At 45.5% G+C, this 18427-nt stretch carries 13 protein-coding genes; 1 reads left to right on the top strand and 12 read right to left on the bottom strand.

Features of this window, described 5'->3' with window-relative positions; translation table 11 throughout:
- Window positions 1-99: 99 nt before the first annotated feature.
- The 5 genes from carB to secA all read right to left on the bottom strand — a co-directional run bounded on the left by carB (window position 100) and on the right by secA (window position 9184).
- On the bottom strand, window positions 100-3333 hold the full coding sequence (gene carB, locus CBX98_RS06280; RefSeq protein WP_047009081.1) for a carbamoyl-phosphate synthase large subunit: 3234 nt from the start codon (window positions 3331-3333) through the stop codon (window positions 100-102).
- 16 nt (window positions 3334-3349) lie between these two features.
- Window positions 3350-4489, bottom strand: coding sequence for a glutamine-hydrolyzing carbamoyl-phosphate synthase small subunit (carA, locus tag CBX98_RS06275; protein ID WP_005396428.1), 1140 nt, complete (start codon window positions 4487-4489; stop codon window positions 3350-3352).
- A 480-nt stretch (window positions 4490-4969) separates the two neighbouring features.
- Window positions 4970-5779 (bottom strand): 4-hydroxy-tetrahydrodipicolinate reductase, encoded by an 810-nt coding sequence (dapB, locus tag CBX98_RS06270; RefSeq protein ID WP_006742699.1) that lies wholly within the window; start codon window positions 5777-5779, stop codon window positions 4970-4972.
- 110 nt (window positions 5780-5889) lie between these two features.
- A complete protein-coding gene (mutT, locus tag CBX98_RS06265; protein ID WP_005396433.1) occupies window positions 5890-6288 on the bottom strand; it encodes an 8-oxo-dGTP diphosphatase MutT in 399 nt (132 codons plus the stop codon).
- A 166-nt stretch (window positions 6289-6454) separates the two neighbouring features.
- Complete coding sequence (gene secA, locus CBX98_RS06260) at window positions 6455-9184, bottom strand: preprotein translocase subunit SecA (RefSeq protein ID WP_005396435.1); 2730 nt, start codon at window positions 9182-9184, stop codon at window positions 6455-6457.
- Between the two features lie 408 nt (window positions 9185-9592).
- On the opposite strand from secA, the gene CBX98_RS06255 reads away from it, so the two are divergent.
- A complete protein-coding gene (locus tag CBX98_RS06255) occupies window positions 9593-10051 on the top strand; it encodes a DciA family protein (RefSeq protein WP_005396436.1) in 459 nt (152 codons plus the stop codon).
- 114 nt (window positions 10052-10165) lie between these two features.
- On the opposite strand, the gene lpxC is transcribed toward CBX98_RS06255, so the two are convergent.
- The 7 genes from lpxC to ftsW all read right to left on the bottom strand — a co-directional run bounded on the left by lpxC (window position 10166) and on the right by ftsW (window position 18414).
- Window positions 10166-11083: a UDP-3-O-acyl-N-acetylglucosamine deacetylase gene (lpxC, locus tag CBX98_RS06250; protein WP_025768410.1), complete on the bottom strand. Its 918-nt coding sequence runs from the start codon at window positions 11081-11083 to the stop codon at window positions 10166-10168.
- Between the two features lie 101 nt (window positions 11084-11184).
- Window positions 11185-12423: a cell division protein FtsZ gene (gene ftsZ / locus CBX98_RS06245; RefSeq protein ID WP_012842149.1), complete on the bottom strand. Its 1239-nt coding sequence runs from the start codon at window positions 12421-12423 to the stop codon at window positions 11185-11187.
- A 30-nt stretch (window positions 12424-12453) separates the two neighbouring features.
- Complete coding sequence (ftsA, locus tag CBX98_RS06240) at window positions 12454-13716, bottom strand: cell division protein FtsA (RefSeq protein WP_012842150.1); 1263 nt, start codon at window positions 13714-13716, stop codon at window positions 12454-12456.
- Window positions 13709-14491, bottom strand: coding sequence for a cell division protein FtsQ/DivIB (locus CBX98_RS06235; RefSeq protein WP_012842151.1), 783 nt, complete (start codon window positions 14489-14491; stop codon window positions 13709-13711). The genes ftsA and CBX98_RS06235 overlap by 8 nt, the downstream gene beginning before the upstream one ends.
- Before the next feature lie 192 nt (window positions 14492-14683).
- Window positions 14684-16141, bottom strand: coding sequence for a UDP-N-acetylmuramate--L-alanine ligase (gene murC, locus CBX98_RS06230; protein ID WP_005396442.1), 1458 nt, complete (start codon window positions 16139-16141; stop codon window positions 14684-14686).
- Between the two features lie 22 nt (window positions 16142-16163).
- Entirely contained in the window at window positions 16164-17231 is a 1068-nt protein-coding gene (gene murG, locus CBX98_RS06225) for an undecaprenyldiphospho-muramoylpentapeptide beta-N-acetylglucosaminyltransferase (RefSeq protein WP_104971264.1), read from the bottom strand.
- Window positions 17218-18414, bottom strand: a complete 1197-nt coding sequence (gene ftsW, locus CBX98_RS06220) for a cell division protein FtsW (protein WP_005396444.1) — start codon at window positions 18412-18414, stop codon at window positions 17218-17220. Before ftsW ends, murG begins: the two co-directional genes overlap by 14 nt.
- Window positions 18415-18427 lie beyond the last annotated feature (13 nt).

The following is an 18427-nucleotide window of genomic DNA, read 5'->3' as shown; positions in this document are numbered from 1 at the left end:
CATTTTAGAAAAACCTCAATATAAAAAAGCCCGCTCAAATGAGCGGGCAATGAGGTTGTCATGTAAGCCCTGATTAACGAGCTTACTGATTTTTATCTGTTACGCGTCTAGACTCGCTTTCACTTTAGCGTGTAACTCTTGAACCGAAGTTACTGACGCTTTTGCGTCTGCAGTGTGAGACATACATGTAGCGAACGCTGCGTTCAGTGTCGTTGTGTAGTTCACTTTCTCTGCCAGTGCGCCGCGACGTAGAACTTTCGAATCTTCAATCGCTTGACGACCAGCTGCCGTGTTTACGATGTAGGTGTATTCGTTGTTCTTGATGCGGTCAAGAATGTGTGGACGACCTTCGTGTACTTTGTTTACCAAACGTGGGTTAATACCCGCTTCGCCCAGAATTACAGCAGTACCGTGTGTCGCATCCAACTGGTAACCCAGTTTCACTAGCTTAGAAGCTAGGTCAACAACACGCTCTTTATCGCCTTCACGTACAGACAGTAGCGCACGACCACCTTCAGGGTAAACTGCACCACAACCTAGCTCTGCTTTCGCGTAAGCTTCTGCGAACGTTGCACCAACACCCATTACTTCACCTGTTGAGCGCATTTCTGGGCCCAATAGCGGATCAACGCCAGGGAACTTGTTGAACGGCAGAACCACTTCTTTCACTGAGTAGTAAGGAGGGATAATCTCTTTAGTAAAGCCTTGTGACTCTAGAGATTGACCCGCCATTACACGTGCAGCGATTTTCGCTAGAGGTGCACCTGTCGCTTTCGATACGAATGGTACCGTACGAGCAGCACGAGGGTTCACTTCGATTAGGTAAACGTCGTTGTCTTTCACAGCAAACTGCGTGTTCATCAAACCGCGTACACCGAGTTCGAACGCCAGCTTCTCAACTTGCTCACGCATCTTGTCTTGAATTTCCTGACTTAGCGTGTATGCAGGCAGTGAACATGCAGAGTCACCAGAGTGAACACCGGCTTGTTCGATGTGTTCCATGATACCGCCGATAACGACGCGTTCACCGTCACAGATAGCATCAATATCAACTTCGGTTGCATCATCCAAGAAACGGTCTAGTAGAACTGGAGACTCGTTCGATACGCTTACTGCTTCATTGAAGTAGCGACGCAGGTCTTGCTCGTCGTATACGATTTCCATCGCACGACCACCGAGTACATAAGATGGACGAACAACTAATGGGAAGCCAATTTCTTTCGACTTCTCAACCGCTTGCTCCATCGTTGTTACTGTCGCGTTTTCTGGCTGAAGTAGACCTAAACGGTCAACAGCGGCTTGGAAGCGTTCACGGTCTTCCGCACGGTCTATAGCATCTGGGCTCGTACCAATGATTGGAACACCAGCCGCTTCTAGAGCACGAGCCAGTTTAAGTGGCGTTTGACCACCGTACTGAACAATTACACCTTTTGGTTTTTCAACGCGAGCGATAGACAGTACATCTTCCAGAGTTACTGGTTCGAAGTACAGACGATCAGACGTATCGTAGTCAGTAGATACCGTTTCTGGGTTACAGTTAACCATAATGGTTTCGTAACCGTCTTCACGCAGCGCAAGTGATGCGTGTACACAACAGTAGTCGAATTCAATGCCTTGGCCGATACGGTTTGGACCACCACCAAGAACCATGATCTTGTCTTTGTCTGTTGGGTTGGCTTCACACTCTTCATCGTAAGATGAGTACATGTAAGCCGTGTCAGAAGAAAACTCTGCGGCACACGTATCCACACGTTTGTAAACCGGGTGAATATCAAACTGCTCACGAGCACGGCGAATTTCACTTTCAGCGACACCAAGCAGTTTAGACAAGCGCGCATCAGAGAAGCCTTTACGTTTCATCTGGCGAAGCACTTCTTTGGTCAAACCTGCGTAGCCGCCCGCCTTGACTTGCTCTTCGAGTTTTACGATTTCTTCGATTTGAACCAGGAACCAACGGTCAATTTGAGTCAAGTTGAACACGCCGTCAACTGACATGCCAGCTCGGAATGCATCGGCGATGTACCAGATACGCTCAGCGCCTGCTTCTTTAAGTTCGTGACGAATCTTAGTCAGTGCATCTGGTGCTTCTAAATCGACCATCTCGTCAAAACCAGTTGCGCCAACTTCTAGGCCACGAAGTGCTTTGTGAAGAGATTCTTGTTGGTTACGACCAATTGCCATTACCTCACCAACCGATTTCATCTGAGTAGTCAGACGGTCGTTTGCGCCAGCAAATTTCTCGAAGTTAAAGCGAGGAATCTTAGTTACGACGTAGTCGATAGTTGGTTCGAATGATGCTGGTGTTGCACCGCCCGTGATGTCGTTTTGTAGTTCGTCCAGAGTAAAGCCAACAGCAAGCTTCGCGGCAATCTTAGCGATTGGGAAACCTGTTGCTTTTGACGCTAACGCAGAAGAGCGAGATACACGTGGGTTCATCTCGATGATAACCATACGGCCATCTTTCGGGTTGATACCAAACTGTACGTTTGAACCACCTGTTTCAACACCAATTTCACGTAGAACGGCTAGCGATGCATTACGCATTAGCTGGTATTCTTTGTCAGTCAGTGTCTGTGCTGGTGCTACTGTGATTGAGTCACCCGTGTGGATACCCATTGGATCAAAGTTTTCGATTGAACATACGATGATACAGTTGTCCGCTTTGTCACGAACGACTTCCATTTCGTACTCTTTCCAACCGATTAGTGACTCATCGATAAGAAGTTCGTTGGTCGGAGATAAGTCCAGACCGCGACGACAGATTTCTTCGAACTCTTCTTTGTTGTACGCGATACCACCACCAGTGCCACCCATGGTGAACGATGGACGAATGATACAAGGGAAGCCAACCATATCTAAAACTTTGTAAGCTTCTTCCATGCTCTTCGCTGTATCTGCGCGAGGACACTCAAGGCCGATAGACTTCATCGCTTTATCAAAACGAGAACGGTCTTCCGCTTTGTCGATTGCATCTGCAGTTGCGCCGATCATCTCTACGCCGAATTCTTCTAGTACGCCGTGTTTCTCTAAGTCTAACGCACAGTTAAGTGCAGTCTGGCCACCCATGGTTGGCAAAACTGCATCTGGACGCTCTTTTTCAATGATCTTGCGTACCACTTCCCATTGGATTGGCTCGATGTAAGTCGCATCAGCCATCTCTGGGTCTGTCATGATCGTTGCTGGGTTCGAGTTAACCAGAATAACTCGGTAGCCTTCTTCACGAAGTGCTTTACAGGCTTGTGCGCCAGAGTAGTCAAACTCACATGCCTGACCGATAACAATCGGACCAGCACCAAGAATTAGAATACTTTGAATGTCAGTACGTTTTGGCATTATCTACTACTCCGAATTAAGCGCTGTGTTTTTTGATTAGTTCGATAAAGTGGTCAAATAGCGGTGCCGCGTCATGTGGACCTGGGCTCGCTTCTGGGTGACCTTGGAAGCTAAATGCTGGCTTGTCTGTGCGGTGAATACCTTGCAAAGAGCCATCAAATAACGATACGTGAGTAGCACGTAAGTTTTCCGGTAACGTTGCTTCATCTGCCGCAAAGCCGTGGTTTTGCGAAGTGATCATAACAACGTTACGGTCTAAATCTTTTACTGGGTGGTTTGCACCATGGTGACCAAACTTCATTTTCACGGTTTGTGCACCTGACGCTAACGCAAGGATTTGGTGACCTAAACAGATACCGAAGATAGGTAAGCCTTTTTCTAGGAACACTTTTGTCGCTTCAATCGCGTAAGTACATGGTTCTGGATCACCAGGGCCATTTGATAGGAAAACACCGTCCGGGTTCATCGCAAGCACTTCTTCCGCTGACGTTTCAGCAGGAACAACCGTTAAGCGGCAACCGCGGTCAACCAACATTCGCAGGATGTTGCGTTTTGCGCCGAAGTCGTAAGCAACGACGTGGTATGGCAGCTCGCTGTCATCTTTCGCCTCTGGAAGTCCACCTTCAAGCGTCCACGAACCTTGTTTCCATTGATACGCTTCTTTCGTTGTAACTTCTTTCGCAAGGTCCATTCCTTTTAAGCCTGGGAATTCTTTTGCTTTCGCTAGAGCCAAAGCTTCATCTAGGTTATTACCCGCAACAATACAACCGTTTTGAGCACCTTTTTCACGCAAGATACGAGTGAGCTTTCGCGTATCAATATCAGCGATGCCAACGATATTTTGAGACTTAAGGTAATCAGAGAGGGATTGTTCATTACGGAAGTTAGAAGCGATAAGAGGAAGGTCGCGAATCACAAGGCCTTGTGCATGAATGGAAGAGGATTCTTCATCTTCGGAAGTGGTTCCGGTATTGCCAATGTGAGGATAAGTAAGGGTGACGATTTGCTGAGAATAGGAAGGATCAGTGAGGATTTCTTGATACCCCGTCATCGAGGTATTAAAAACGACTTCACCAACGGAAATACCATCTGCCCCTATGGACACTCCGTGGAACACTGTCCCATCTTCTAGGACTAACAGTGCTAATTTACCCAAGACAACCTCCAGAATAAAAATGCAAAAAAAATAAATCAAACTGCAAACATGCCTTCCTTTACCTATAAAATCTACATAAATAGGTATTTCAGACAAATTGGCGGTATTCTAAAGTTGGACTGGAAACCTGTCAACCTACAATCAAAAATAAATTATCAATTTCTAGCGAGTAAGGTCATTTCGAATCAGTAAGGCTCAAAAAGACAACTTTTGAATGCTATTACATAGGGAGGGATAGAGGTTTAATGAATTTTACAAATTTGAACTTTTTAGGGATCACAAAAAATTATGGGTTTTTAACGCAAACGTTCACTAAGACAAAAACAGGAACACTTTTAACGGTTACACCCAAAAACAAAGCCAAAACAGACAAAAACATAACAAAAGTAAGTGCTAAAATCTTATCTATCAGAATCATTTTATTTACAAATAATTCTATAGATATAAAAAGCCGGCTAGCGCCGGCGAATAATTATGTATTTAGAGTTCATTCAATCCCAAAACATCTGTCATGGTATAAAAGCCCGCAGGTTTAGCACTCAACCAAACGGCAGCCTTTACGGCCCCATTAGCAAACGTCATGCGATCAGTCGCTTTGTGCGTTATTTCCACTCGTTCCCCGATATCAGCAAACATAGCTGTATGCTCACCGACGATATCGCCAGCGCGAATCGTAGCAAAGCCGATCTCATCTTTTGTTCTTTCACCAGTAATGCCTTCTCGGGCATAGACAGCTACATCATTCAGCTTATTACCCATCGCACCAGCAATAGCTTCTCCCATTCCGATAGCGGTACCAGAGGGGGCATCAACTTTATGGCGATGGTGTGCTTCAACAATCTCGATATCACAGTAATCCCCCATCACTTTGGCCGCTTTCTCAAGAAGCTTAAAGACAAGGTTTACGCCTACAGAATAATTTGGCGCCATCACAACAGGCACTTGCTTGGCTGCTTCATCGATAAGATCACGCTCTGCATCGCTGAAGCCAGTCGTCCCAATCACAATGCTCTTACCGTATTTCTTACACAACTCGAGATTCGCTAATGTGCTTACTGGAGCGGTGAAATCGATGATTACATCAAAATTATCGACGTCTTTAGCAAGATCATCCGTTAAGAGCACATCGAATTTACCTTCACCACAAAGCTCACCGATATCGACGCCGACAAGTGAAGACTCAGGTCGTTCTGATCCCGCGCTCACTGTCGCTTCAGGATTAAGGTGTGAAGCTTTAACCAAATTGCGGCCCATTCGGCCAGCTGCTCCTGCGATTGCAATACGAACCATTGCGCTTTCTCTCCTTCTCTGGATAACGAGGTTTGCTCTCGTTCTCTCGTTTCGCTTAATCTGTTTAAACTAACAACATACCGTGGTTACCACAAGCAAGTTCATCGAGCTTAAGCAAACTCTTTTACAACACGCTCCAAGATAGGTACGTTCGCTTCAGGAAAGGTGTAGTCGCCCAATTCGCTGATTTCAACCCAGCATCCTTCTTGACCTTCTCGACCGTAAGGCTCATTACTGAATTGAGATACTGTAATAAAATCAAACTTGAGTGATTTGTCTGGATAGTCGTATTCCAAATGTTCAAAAGGGGCTTGCTCAATAACTTCAATTCCTACTTCTTCTTCGAGTTCTCTTGTAATAGCAAGCTCAATGCTTTCTCCCGGCTCGACTTTGCCACCCGGAAACTCCCAAAACCCGCCTTTGTGCTTATCATCAGGACGCTTTGTAATAAAGATCTTTGATTTGTCTTGGTTAAAAATAATTGCCGCGACTATGTGAATTCTTTTCATGGGGATTCCTAACTCTCAAGACCGTTGTACTTTTCTATTGTGACAACGAGCTTCTACATCTCAAAAACTTGCTGACCTATCAAACTTATGGAATTTGATAGCCAAAGAATTTACTTAAAAAAAGAGTCGCCTAAGCGACTCTTTGATAAATAATCCGACTAACAGATTAGTCGATTTTGCCGTGGCACTGTTTGTACTTCTTGCCACTGCCACAAGGGCAAGGTTCATTACGACCTACTTTACGTTCATCACGTACCATTGGTTGATTTGAACCTTCTTCAGATTCTTCGCCTTCAGAAAGCGGATTTTGTGCTGCAGCGTGTTGCGCTTGCGCACGACGAGCGGCTTCTTCAGCTTGCGCACGACGCTGTTCTTCCATACGTTCAACTTCTTCTTGTTGCTGAACGCGAACACGAGATAGAACAGTAATAACGTCTGTTTTCAGCGCTTCTAGTAGACCCTCAAACAGTTCAAACGACTCACGTTTGTATTCTTGTTTTGGGTTCTTCTGTGCGTAACCGCGTAAATGGATACCTTGACGCAAGTGATCCATCGCAGCCAAATGCTCTTTCCAAAGCGTATCCAGAGTCTGAAGCATGACCGATTTTTCGAAGTTGCGAAGCACTTGTGCACCCACCACTTCCTCTTTCTCTTTGTACACTTCAACGGCTAGGTTGATGATCTTTTCACGTAATGCTTCTTCGTAAAGCTTGTCGTCTTCTTCAAGCCATTGCTTCACTGGCGCATCAAGATCGAAGTCCGCTTTCAAGCGCTCTTGTAGACCTTCAACATCCCACATATCTTCTAGTGACTGTGGTGGAATGTACTCATCAATAACCGCTGTTAGCACATCTTCACGGTTTTGCTCGATCATGCCGCTGATGTCTTCAACGTTCATTAACTCGTCACGCAGTTCGTAGACAACCTTACGTTGATCGTTCGCTACATCATCGTATTCAAGCAGCTGCTTACGGATATCAAAGTTACGACCTTCCACTTTGCGCTGTGCTTTTTCAATTGAGCGAGAAAGCATTTTCGATTCAATAGCTTCACCTTCTTCCATACCACTTTGAATAAGGCTCGCCATACGATCAGAAGTGAAAATACGTAGCAAAGAGTCTTCCATAGATAGGTAGAAGCGCGATGAACCCGCATCACCTTGACGACCGGAACGACCACGTAGCTGGTTATCAATACGGCGAGATTCGTGGCGCTCAGTACCGATGATATGTAGACCACCAGCTTCTAGCACTTGGTCATGCACCACTTTCCACTCTGCTTTAATCGCATCGATTTGCTCTTGAGTTGGGTTCTCTAAAGCTTCAACTTTTGATTGCCAGCTACCGCCAAGCACAATGTCCGTACCACGACCGGCCATGTTGGTCGCGATAGTTACCGCACCAGGCATGCCCGCTTCAGCAACAATTTCCGCTTCTTTCTCATGGAATTTCGCGTTCAATACGTTGTGTTTGATCTTAGCCTTCTTCAATGCGTTAGAAAGAAGTTCTGACTTTTCAATCGACACAGTACCAACAAGCGTTGGCTGCCCTTTGGCAACACGCTCTTTAATATCTTCAATGATTGCCGCAAACTTCTCTGCTTCAGTACGGTAAACCACATCTGGCATATCGTTACGAATCATCGGCTTGTTGGTTGGGATAACCACCGTTTCCAAACCATAGATAGACTGGAATTCGAACGCTTCAGTATCCGCTGTACCTGTCATACCTGACAGTTTTTCGTATAAACGGAAGTAGTTCTGGAAGGTAATAGAAGCCAAAGTTTGGTTTTCGTTTTGGATCTTAACGCCTTCTTTCGCTTCTACTGCTTGGTGAAGACCTTCAGACCAACGACGACCTGGCATTGTACGACCAGTGTGTTCATCAACGATGACCACTTCACCTTCATCAGTAACAATGTAATCAACGTTACGCTCGAATAACACATGAGCACGCAAAGCAGCATTCACGTGATGCAACATGCTGATGTTAGCCGGAGAGTAAAGTGTATCACCTTCCTCCATCAGACCGTTTTTCACCAACAGTTCTTCAACGTATTCTTGACCTGTTTCTGTTAGGTATACTTGCTTTGATTTTTCATCAACAGTGTAGTGACCATCACCACGGTATTCTTCAGAGTCTTCTTTATCTTGCTTTTTCAGATGCGGGATCAAAAGGTTGATTCGAGTGTATAGCTCAGAGCTATCTTCAGCAGGACCAGAAATGATCAAAGGAGTACGAGCTTCATCAATTAGGATTGAGTCCACCTCATCGACAACAGCAAAGAAGCGATCACGCTGTACACGGTCTTCGCTACGGAAAGCCATATTGTCACGAAGGTAGTCAAAACCAAATTCATTGTTGGTTCCGTATAGAATGTCAGCTTGGTACGCTTCTTTTTTCTCTTGAGGAGGCATGTTTGGCACGTTTACGCCAACGGTCATACCTAAAAATTCAAATAGAGGGCGGTTCGTCTCAGCATCACGTTTAGCTAGATAATCGTTCACTGTTACGATGTGAACACCTTTACCAGCAAGAGCATTTAAGTAAGCTGGAAGCGTTGCAGTCAGCGTTTTACCTTCACCTGTACGCATCTCCGCAATTTGACCCGCATTTAGAACCATACCACCGATAAGCTGAACGTCGAAGTGACGCATGCCGTAGACACGCTTAGATGCCTCACGAACCGTAGCAAAAGCTTCAGGAAGTAGTTTATCAAGAGTTTCACCTTTCTCTAGGCGCTCACGGAACTCAACCGTCTTTGCTTTTAACTCTTCATCACTTAGAGCTTCGAATGTTGGCTCGTAGTTATTAATTTCTTTTACAATTTTTCTAAGGCGGCGCAGTGTTCGGTCGTTGCGACTGCCAATCACTTTTGTCAGTAGCTTAGTTATCATTTTTCGTGAATCTCTCTTTAATCAGACCGTTCCCGATCTACTCATAATGCCTTCAGTCTCTGCCAGTTTGGAACTAAGAATACTGAGATAAATCATTTATCAAAGATATTGAGTTCAAACATCCATATTTCAAGGCTAAGTTTCGAAACAATGTGGCTTAGTGTAAGGATTTTTCATCGATACAACCATAAATAGACGTATTTGTTTGAAGCACTCTGAAGTTTTTACTTAAAGTGGTGACTGATTAGACGATATTGCATACCACAATATGTGTAATTTATTCAGAGCAGACTTTGCTTTTTACCTTGCTACATTGTAAAACTGAAGCGAAAGACGTTAATGTAAACTATACCTTGATAGAAAGCTGCTCTAGAATAGCTGATATCTCAACAAAATTAGATTTTACCTATGCGTGATCACCGTCCAACCTCGACTGAAGATGTTATTGCTGAATCACAGTTCAAGCAGATTCAAGAACATGCTGGAGAAATCTTACAGCTTAACCAAGCTTTGCAAGAGATCTTACCCAAAGGGACGGCCGATCATTGCCGGGTGGCGAATGTTCGTAACGGCCACCTATTGATCGATGTTTCTAGTGCCGCGATCAAAATGAAGATCGATTACGATCGCCTCATGATCCTAAATAAACTTCGTACTCAAGGCTTTGCCAAACTGATGAGCGTTGAAGTGAGGATCAATCCATCATTATACCGAAATCGTTTCGAACAAGACGACAGACCTAAACGTCCACCATTAACAGAATCTGCAGCAAAGTCATTGATGACGATTGCCGACATGGCACCGCCTAAAATTCAAGAGCGTTTAAAGCGATTGGCCGATATGGCAGAAAAGAAAGACCGTAAGTAACCGTTATTTCAATATGCTGAAAAGCTCGAATGCTATTAATAAGCCCAAGATTAAAGCCAAATAGCAAAAAACCAGGCATGAGCCTGGTTTTTTATTAATTTTAATGCCGAGTATTTACGCAAGCACCATATTTGGTTCAGCGAATGCTACTGGTGAGCCCACTTCTTCTTCGAATGTAGTCCACTCCCACGCTTCCTGATCAGCAAGAACAGCTCGCAGAAGTTGGTTGTTCAAACCGTGACCCGATTTAAAGGCGCGAAATTCACCGATGATTGGGTGACCACACATGTAAAGATCACCAATCGCATCCAACACTTTGTGAGTCACAAACTCATTTTCAAAGCGTAGACCTTCTTCGTTAAGAATACGGTAATCATCCAATACGATAGCATTGTCGAAACTACCACCCAAAACTAGGTTTTGAGACTGTAGATATTCGATATCACGCATAAAGCCAAACGTACGTGCACGAGAAATTTCACGAACGAAGCCTTTTGAGGAGAAATCAAACAGCAAGCGCTGCTCGTCTGACTCAATTGCAGGGTGATTAAATTCAATTTCGAAGTCCATGCGGAAGCCGTTAAATGGTACAAACTCTGCCCATTTATCGCCATCTTCAAAACGAACTGGCTTTTTAATACGGATGAAACGTTTTGGCGCATTTTGCGTTTCGATACCTGCTTGTTGTAGCAAGTATACAAATGGGCTAGCACTACCATCCATAATTGGAATTTCAGGTGCGTCTACTTCGACAATAATGTTGTCGATGCCCATACCAGCAAGTGCCGCATTCAAGTGCTCTACAGTTGAAATACGCACACCTTCGTCGTTTACCAAAGCAGTACATAGCATGGTGTCACGAACAGAAGCTGGATCAGCTGGAAAATCTACAGGTGGGTTTACATCTGTACGACGGTAAATGATACCTGTATTTGCAGCAGCCGGGCGCAGAGTAAGCGTGACTTTACGACCAGAGTGGAGGCCCACACCAGTTGTTTTCACTATTTCTTTCAGAGTACGTTGTCTGATCATCTGCTTGCCTCTCAAAAATTTGCTACAAAACACGGCCGTCTGTAACGTCGACCGTGAATGCTACCATAATTTTGAGCCATGTCAAATTTATGGATTAAAGATTAATCAGCCTGACGACGCAAAAATGCCGGGATATCTAAATAACCACTTTCCTTCTCTTGCTTCGGAGCCGCAGAGCTTTGGCTCGACGATGCTGGAGAAGAAGAAACTGTATTTGTAGGCTGAGGAGTTACCTGTGGCTTCTCTTGCACTTGATTATTTTGCAAGGTTTGTGCCGGTTTCTCTTCAGCTTGCGTTGCCGCCGCTTGCTGTTGTGGTTGAGCCTGCGGCGTCGGAGCCACTTTCGCTTTACCACCCGCAACTAGCGTGATATCTGGTTTTTTCTCATTGCCAATACCTGTCGCTACAACTGTTACGCGGATTTCGTCCGTCATATCTGGGTCTAGAGAAGTACCGATAACAACAGTTGCATTGTCAGAAGCAAATGCTTTCACTGTATTACCAACCGTCTCAAACTCGTCAAGACGCATATCCAGACCTGCAGTAATATTGACAAGAACACCACGAGCGCCCGCTAGATCGATGTCTTCCAGAAGTGGGCTAGAAATTGCCATTTCAGCCGCTTCTTCAGCACGATCTTCGCCTTTAGCAATACCGCTGCCCATCATCGCGTGACCCATTTCAGACATTACTGTTCTTACGTCCGCAAAGTCGACGTTGATCATGCCAGGGCGAGTAATTAGCTCTGCAATGCCTTGAACTGCGTTCTTAAGAACGTCGTTCGCACTTGCAAAAGCTTCTAGTAGCGTGACACCACGGCCAAGTACTTTAAGCAGCTTTTCGTTTGGAATCGTAATCAAAGAGTCAACGTGCTTAGACAGCTCATCGATACCTTGCTCAGCGAACGCCAAACGCTTTTTGCCTTCAAAGCTGAACGGTTTTGTCACTACCGCGACAGTTAGAATGCCAAGCTCTTTAGCTACTTCAGCAATAACAGGTGCTGCACCAGTACCTGTACCGCCACCCATACCAGCTGCGATAAACACCATATCGGCGCCAGTTAGGGAATCTTTAATTCTATCTCTGTCTTCGAGAGCTGCGTCACGGCCAACCTGTGGATTAGCACCTGCACCCAGACCTTTGGTGATATCGCCACCGATCTGAATAACATTGCCAACGCTTGTCTTACGAAGTGCTTGCGCATCAGTGTTGACGCTGATGAATTCCACACCTTCGATGGATTCACGCACCATGTGTTCAACGGCGTTACCACCGCCGCCACCAACCCCAACGACCTTGATTACTGCATCGTCAGACATTTCCATCATCGGTTCAAACATGTGTTGTCTCCGTTTATCCTGCAACTCAGGTTAAAACTCTTTTTGTATCCAGTTACGCAATTTATCGAAAAAGCCAGTAACAGATGAGCGTTTAGGTTCATTATAATCGCTATCGTCGCTAGACTGCATGTCTCTTGCGTAATGAAGTAATCCAACTGCCGTAGAATGGTACGGCTCTTTTACATAGTCAGTTAATCCGCTGACTTCGAGCGGTTTGCCGACCCTTACTTGATTGCGGAATACGCGTTCCGCACATTCTATCACTCCATCCATTTGCGCAGCACCGCCGGTGAGTACAACTCCCGCAGCTAGATGGTGCTTTATACCCTCTTCGCGCAATTTCGCTTGTACAGAGTCAATAGTTTGGTTAACCAGTCCCATAAGCTCAGAGTAGCGTGGCTCAATCACTTCTGACAACGTTTGACGTTGCAGACTACGTGATGGTCGCCCACCTACGCTTGGTACATTAACCGTGTCATCCTTACTGACCAGTTCACTCAAAGCACAGCCATATTTAACTTTTATTTCTTCAGCATCGCTCACTGGCGTACCAAAAGCAAAAGCAATATCGCTGGTTACAGCATTTCCTGCGTACGAAAATACTTCTGTGTGACGTAACGCACCGCCAGTCCAGATGGCCACATCCATCGTGCCGGCGCCAATATCCACCACACAAACTCCAAGCTCTCTTTCATCCTCGGTGATTACTGCATTACTTGCAGCAAGCCCAGAAAATACGAGTTGCTCTACTTTAAGGCCGCATCGTTCTACCGCCTTAATAATATTGCGTGCCATGTCATTATGGCATGAGATAAGGTGGACACTTACTTCCATTCTTACCCCAGATAAACCAAGCGGATTTTTGATTCCCTCTTGGTAATCAATGGTGAACTCTTGCGGAATCACATGAAGGATTCGCTGTTCATCACCGATTTTAATCGATTTTGCGGTATGGATAGCGCGATCCATGTCTTCTTGAGACACTTCTTCATCTGAAATCGTGCCCATACCTTTTTCAATTCGGCTTGCGATATGCTTACCAGACAACGAAATGAAGACTCGGCTGATCTGGCACTCGGCCATCAATTCAGCTTGATCAATTGCACGTTGTACTGATTTTACAACCGACTCCAAGTCATTCACGCCACCTTTATCCATGCCACGTGAAGGGCTACTACCTGCGCCAATAATATTAATTTGACCGTCTGGTAGAACCTCACCCACTAGAGCCGATACGGTTGCAGTGCCTATATCAAGACCAACAATAATGTTGTCATCAGCGGCCTTAGTCATCTGTACTCTCTTCTAACTCTTGTTCAGGAAACCAACCAACTGCGGCTCCTGTATCGTACCTAAGATCGATATAACTGATTCTTTGCGTGTCACTGCCAAGCTTGTTATAGAGCTTAAAAAATCGCTCTATACGCTCAAGAAGAGACTCTTTACCGAGCTCTAATCGAATACCGTTATCAAGGATGATTTGCCAAGCTCGTCGCTCGTTTAATACCAGAGACGATATCGCTAAACCCAATTGCTGAAACTTAGGACTCAAATCACGGTAAGTCTGTAAGACTTCTGGTCCGCTATCTTTGGGTCCGTACAGTTTCACTTTTTCTTCTTGTAACAGAGCCACATCGCCATCAAAAACAAACCCGTTTTTATCTAACAGTTCGTTGCCATTCCAAATGGCTTCAGGTTGATGCTCTGTCAAAAAAACTTTTACTGTATCCGGCCACTGCTTTCGGATTGCGGCATGCGCCACCCACGGCAGAGCTTCGACACTTTGCTGTAATACATCAATATCCTGAGACATAAATGTACCGATGTGATCTATTCGACTAAATGCAGCCTGCACATCGTCAGCTTGGACATACTCCAGTTTTCCCTGAAGTACTATTTTGGAGAGAGGTAACCTTTGGTCATCCCACATCCAACTGATCGCCGAGTACAAAACAGAACTAATTAAGGTCACAACCACAACGAAAAATAACGCACCCAAGATTTTCTCTTGGCGACCACGGTTATTATCCGTGTTTGGTCGCTCGTCATTCAGTGCAATATTCAACAACGTCTTCGTTTCCTGACTTTTGTCGTGTACTTTTTACCCACATAATTACGCAGAGGTAAAAGTCTTGACTTTAACCTTGGGATTATACTGAGCTCTTGTAAACTATCAAACACTGATAGCAATAAATCACAATGATATTGACGCAAAATCGAGATCTGAGTCTTTATCTGTCCTTCGCGCCAACAATCTATGTTAACCAAGCATCTTGTTTATATTTAATTCAAGACCTGCCAGTTGTTTCGCCACTTTACCAACATCACCCGCACCTTGCGTTAAGATTAGGTCGCCGTCTTGTATAACGTTAGCTAAAACTGAAGGTAATTGCTCGATTTCTGGAACAAAAATCGGATCTACCTTACCTCGGCTGCGAATTGTGCGACACAATGAACGTCCATCAGCTCCTGCAATTGGCTTTTCACCTGCGGCATAAACATCCAACATGATTAATACATCAACTTGCTCTAGAACATTCGCAAAGTCATCGTATAGATCACGAGTACGGCTATAACGGTGTGGTTGGAAAATCATAACGAGACGTTTATCTTGCCAACCGCTTCGCGCAGCATTAATGGTCACATCAACTTCTGTTGGGTGGTGTCCGTAATCATCCACTAACATGGCATGACCATTACCGGTATCAAACTCGCCAAGGTGATCAAAACGTCGTCCCGTGCCTTGCGTTCCAGCCATTGCTTTTAGAATTGCATCGTCTTCAATGTCATCTTCGGTAGCCACTGCAATCGCAGCCGACGCATTAAGTGCATTGTGACGACCTGGAATGTTCAGAGTGATATCTAGGTTGGCACGCCCTTTACGTACTACCGTAAATTTGCCTTGCTGACCTTCTTGACGATAGTTTTCAATGCGTACGTCAGCATCTGCGGAGAAACCGTAAGTAATCACTTGACGACTAATACGTGGGATTAACTCTCGAACCACAGGATCATCAATACAAACAATAGCTTGGCCGTAGAACGGTAGATTGTGTAGAAAATCAATGAAGGTTTGCTTTAACGTTTCAAAGTCACCCCCATAAGTATCCATATGATCGGCTTCAATATTAGTGACGATACTTACCATTGGTTGCAGGTGCAGGAATGACGCGTCGCTCTCATCCGCCTCAGCAATTAGAATACGACTCGAGCCTAAACGAGCATTTGTACCAGCGCTTTTCACCAAGCCGCCGTTTACAAACGTTGGATCAAGGCCTGCTTCAGAATAGATTTGTGTCACGAGTGCCGTCGTCGTCGTTTTACCGTGCGTGCCCGCAACGGCAATACCATGACGGAAGCGCATCAACTCAGCGAGCATCTCAGCACGACGTACAATAGGGATACGTAACTCCCGTGCAGCCATCACTTCTGGGTTTTCTTCGTTGATAGCGGTTGAAACCACAACCACACTGGCTTTTTCAACATTGCTAGCTTGGTGCCCGATAAATACCGTCGCACCTTTTGATACTAAACGCTCTGTCACAGGGTTTTCTGATAGGTCAGAACCCGTGATTTGATAGCCTTCATTCAACAGCACTTCTGCAATGCCGCTCATGCCCGCACCACCAATACCGATGAAGTGGATGGATTTCACGCGGCGCATCTCTGGCACCATGGCGCGAATCTGAGCTAAGTCTTGTGTATGTTGGATTGTCATCAATTCTATTCTCAATAATTCGTTAACGCTTTTCGGTCAAAGCGACAATGGCTTGTGCGACAACTCGGTCGGCATTCAATTTAGCAGCGCCACGCGCTTGCTCAGCCATCGTAAGTAAAGCTTGGCGATCCAATTGTTGGATCTGCTGAGTCAAAGACTCAACGGTTAAATCTGGTTGTTCAATCATTTTCGCTGCGCCGCATTCTACTAGATGATCGGCATTCAGTGCTTGTTGGCGATCTTTATGCATAAAGGGAATAAAGATCGCACCAACGCCAGCAGCAGAAACTTCAGAAACGGTTAACGCCCCTGAACGACAAACTAAAAGGTCAGCCCATGCATAAGCTTCTGCTACGTCGTCAATGAACTCTGTGACCTCTGCATTTACCACACCATTAGCTTGGTATGCTGCGTTCACTTCTTCGGCGGAACCTTTGCCCGCTTGATGACGAATACAGTAATCACCGCCCAACTTTGCCATCACTTCTGGCACAGTTTGGTTAAGAATGCGTGCACCTTGGCTACCGCCCATCACCAAAATACGAATTGGGCCTTGGCGATCTTGCATTCGCTCTGCAGGTGCTTCTAATCTTGTTAGGTCTTCACGCACAGGGTTACCAACTACCTCAGCAGCAGGGAACGCGCCAGGAAAGGCCTGAAAGACTTTCTTAGCAATTTTTGATAGCCATTGGTTTGTCAAACCCGCAACCGCGTTTTGTTCGTGCAGAACAACAGGAATACCGCTCAACCAAGCCGCAATACCACCGGGACCACTCACATAACCACCCATACCTAACACGGCATCGGGCTTCCAATGCTTCATGTGCGCCCGAGCTTGCATGATGGCATTAATAATTTGAAATGGAGCTGCAAGCAGACGCTTTACGCCTTGACCTCGTAACCCTTTCACTTTGATAAAATCGATTTCAATGCCATGTTTTGGCACCAAATCCGCTTCCATTCGATCCGCCGTGCCTAACCAACGGATCTCCCAGCCTTGCTCTTGCAGCTGTTTTGCTACAGCTAACCCTGGGAATACGTGACCGCCAGTACCACCAGCCATCACCATCAAACGTTTATTTTGTTTCATTAGTTTGTTGTTCTGATTGTTGTTGCTCGCGTTTCAAGCGGCATTCGTAATCGATACGCAGTAATATGGACACTGCGACGGACATAATAATCAGACTGGAACCACCATAACTGATTAGCGGGAGTGTTAAACCTTTGGTTGGTACGATACCGGCTGCAGCACCAACGTTAACCAAGGTCTGGAACGCAAACCAAATACCGATACCGAAAGCCAGATAACCGCCGAACATTTCGCCTTCTTCAAACGCACGCTTGCCTATGTAAACCGCTTTTAACACTAAGCTAAAAATCAACATTAAGACCAACACAACGCCAACAAAACCGAGCTCTTCAGCAAGTACGGCAAACACAAAGTCGGTATGCGCTTCCGGTAGATATTCCAGTTTTTGAATTGAATTACCGAGACCTTGACCGAACCATTCACCACGACCAAACGCCATCAAAGACTGAGTCAACTGATAGCCACTGCCAAATGGGTCTTCCCACGGGTCAAGGAAGGAGGTTACTCGTCGCATACGGTATGGTTCGACTAAAATCAAACCTACCACAGCGCCGATACCTGCCACCATCAACGCGAGAAACTGAGTCAGTTTTGCGCCTGCGATAAACAGCATGCCAAACAGTGTTACTAGCATCACGACGACCGTACCCAAGTCTGGCTGACCAAGCAGTAATACTGCGAAGAAAGCAAACACCATGATTGGCTTCATAAAGCCACCAAAGAAGGTTTGTCGTACTTCGTCTTGTTTTCGAACTAAGTAACCAGACATGAAGATAAACAGCGATAGCTTCGCGACCTCTGCTGGCTGAAGGTTAAACAGCCCAAGAGGTATCCAACGAGACGCACCATTGACCGACTTACCCGCCAAGAGCACGATGATCAGCAGTGCGAAAGAAGCCCAAAGTAAGTAATGGCTCTTCTTAAACCACTCTTGCAAAGGCACTTGCAAAATAACAGCGGAGGTTCCTAACGCCAGCACGAGAAACGTCGCATGACGAAACATAAAGTGGAACGGCTGTTCCGTTAATCGAGAGCTGATTGGAAATGATGCAGAGGTTACCATGACCAAACCAGTCAACATCAAACCCAGTGCAATCCACACTAACTGACGATCAAACATCGCCTCTGGGGCTGGATGCTTGAGCCAATTACCAATACTGCGTTTAACGTTACCTAAACCCACGAAGTGTGTAACC

It is taken from the genome of Vibrio sp. T9 (assembly GCF_003123985.1).
Taxonomy (GTDB): domain Bacteria; phylum Pseudomonadota; class Gammaproteobacteria; order Enterobacterales; family Vibrionaceae; genus Vibrio; species Vibrio diabolicus.
The sequence above is the reverse complement of the archived record's forward strand: the minus strand, read 5'-3'. Positions and strand labels throughout refer to the sequence as shown.

What these genes read in the sequence shown, in the direction of transcription:
- carB (WP_047009081.1), bottom strand. Translation starts at nt 3,333, where the DNA reads ATGCCAAAACGTACTGACATTCAAAGTATTCTAATTCTTGGTGCTGGT.
- dapB (WP_006742699.1), bottom strand. Translation starts at nt 5,779, where the DNA reads ATGGTTCGTATTGCAATCGCAGGAGCAGCTGGCCGAATGGGCCGCAAT.
- mutT (WP_005396433.1), bottom strand. Translation starts at nt 6,288, where the DNA reads ATGAAAAGAATTCACATAGTCGCGGCAATTATTTTTAACCAAGACAAA.
- secA (WP_005396435.1), bottom strand. Translation starts at nt 9,184, where the DNA reads ATGATAACTAAGCTACTGACAAAAGTGATTGGCAGTCGCAACGACCGA.
- CBX98_RS06255 (WP_005396436.1), top strand. Translation starts at nt 9,593, where the DNA reads ATGCGTGATCACCGTCCAACCTCGACTGAAGATGTTATTGCTGAATCA.
- lpxC (WP_025768410.1), bottom strand. Translation starts at nt 11,083, where the DNA reads ATGATCAGACAACGTACTCTGAAAGAAATAGTGAAAACAACTGGTGTG.
- ftsZ (WP_012842149.1), bottom strand. Translation starts at nt 12,423, where the DNA reads ATGTTTGAACCGATGATGGAAATGTCTGACGATGCAGTAATCAAGGTC.
- ftsA (WP_012842150.1), bottom strand. Translation starts at nt 13,716, where the DNA reads ATGACTAAGGCCGCTGATGACAACATTATTGTTGGTCTTGATATAGGC.
- murC (WP_005396442.1), bottom strand. Translation starts at nt 16,141, where the DNA reads ATGACAATCCAACATACACAAGACTTAGCTCAGATTCGCGCCATGGTG.
- murG (WP_104971264.1), bottom strand. Translation starts at nt 17,231, where the DNA reads ATGAAACAAAATAAACGTTTGATGGTGATGGCTGGTGGTACTGGCGGT.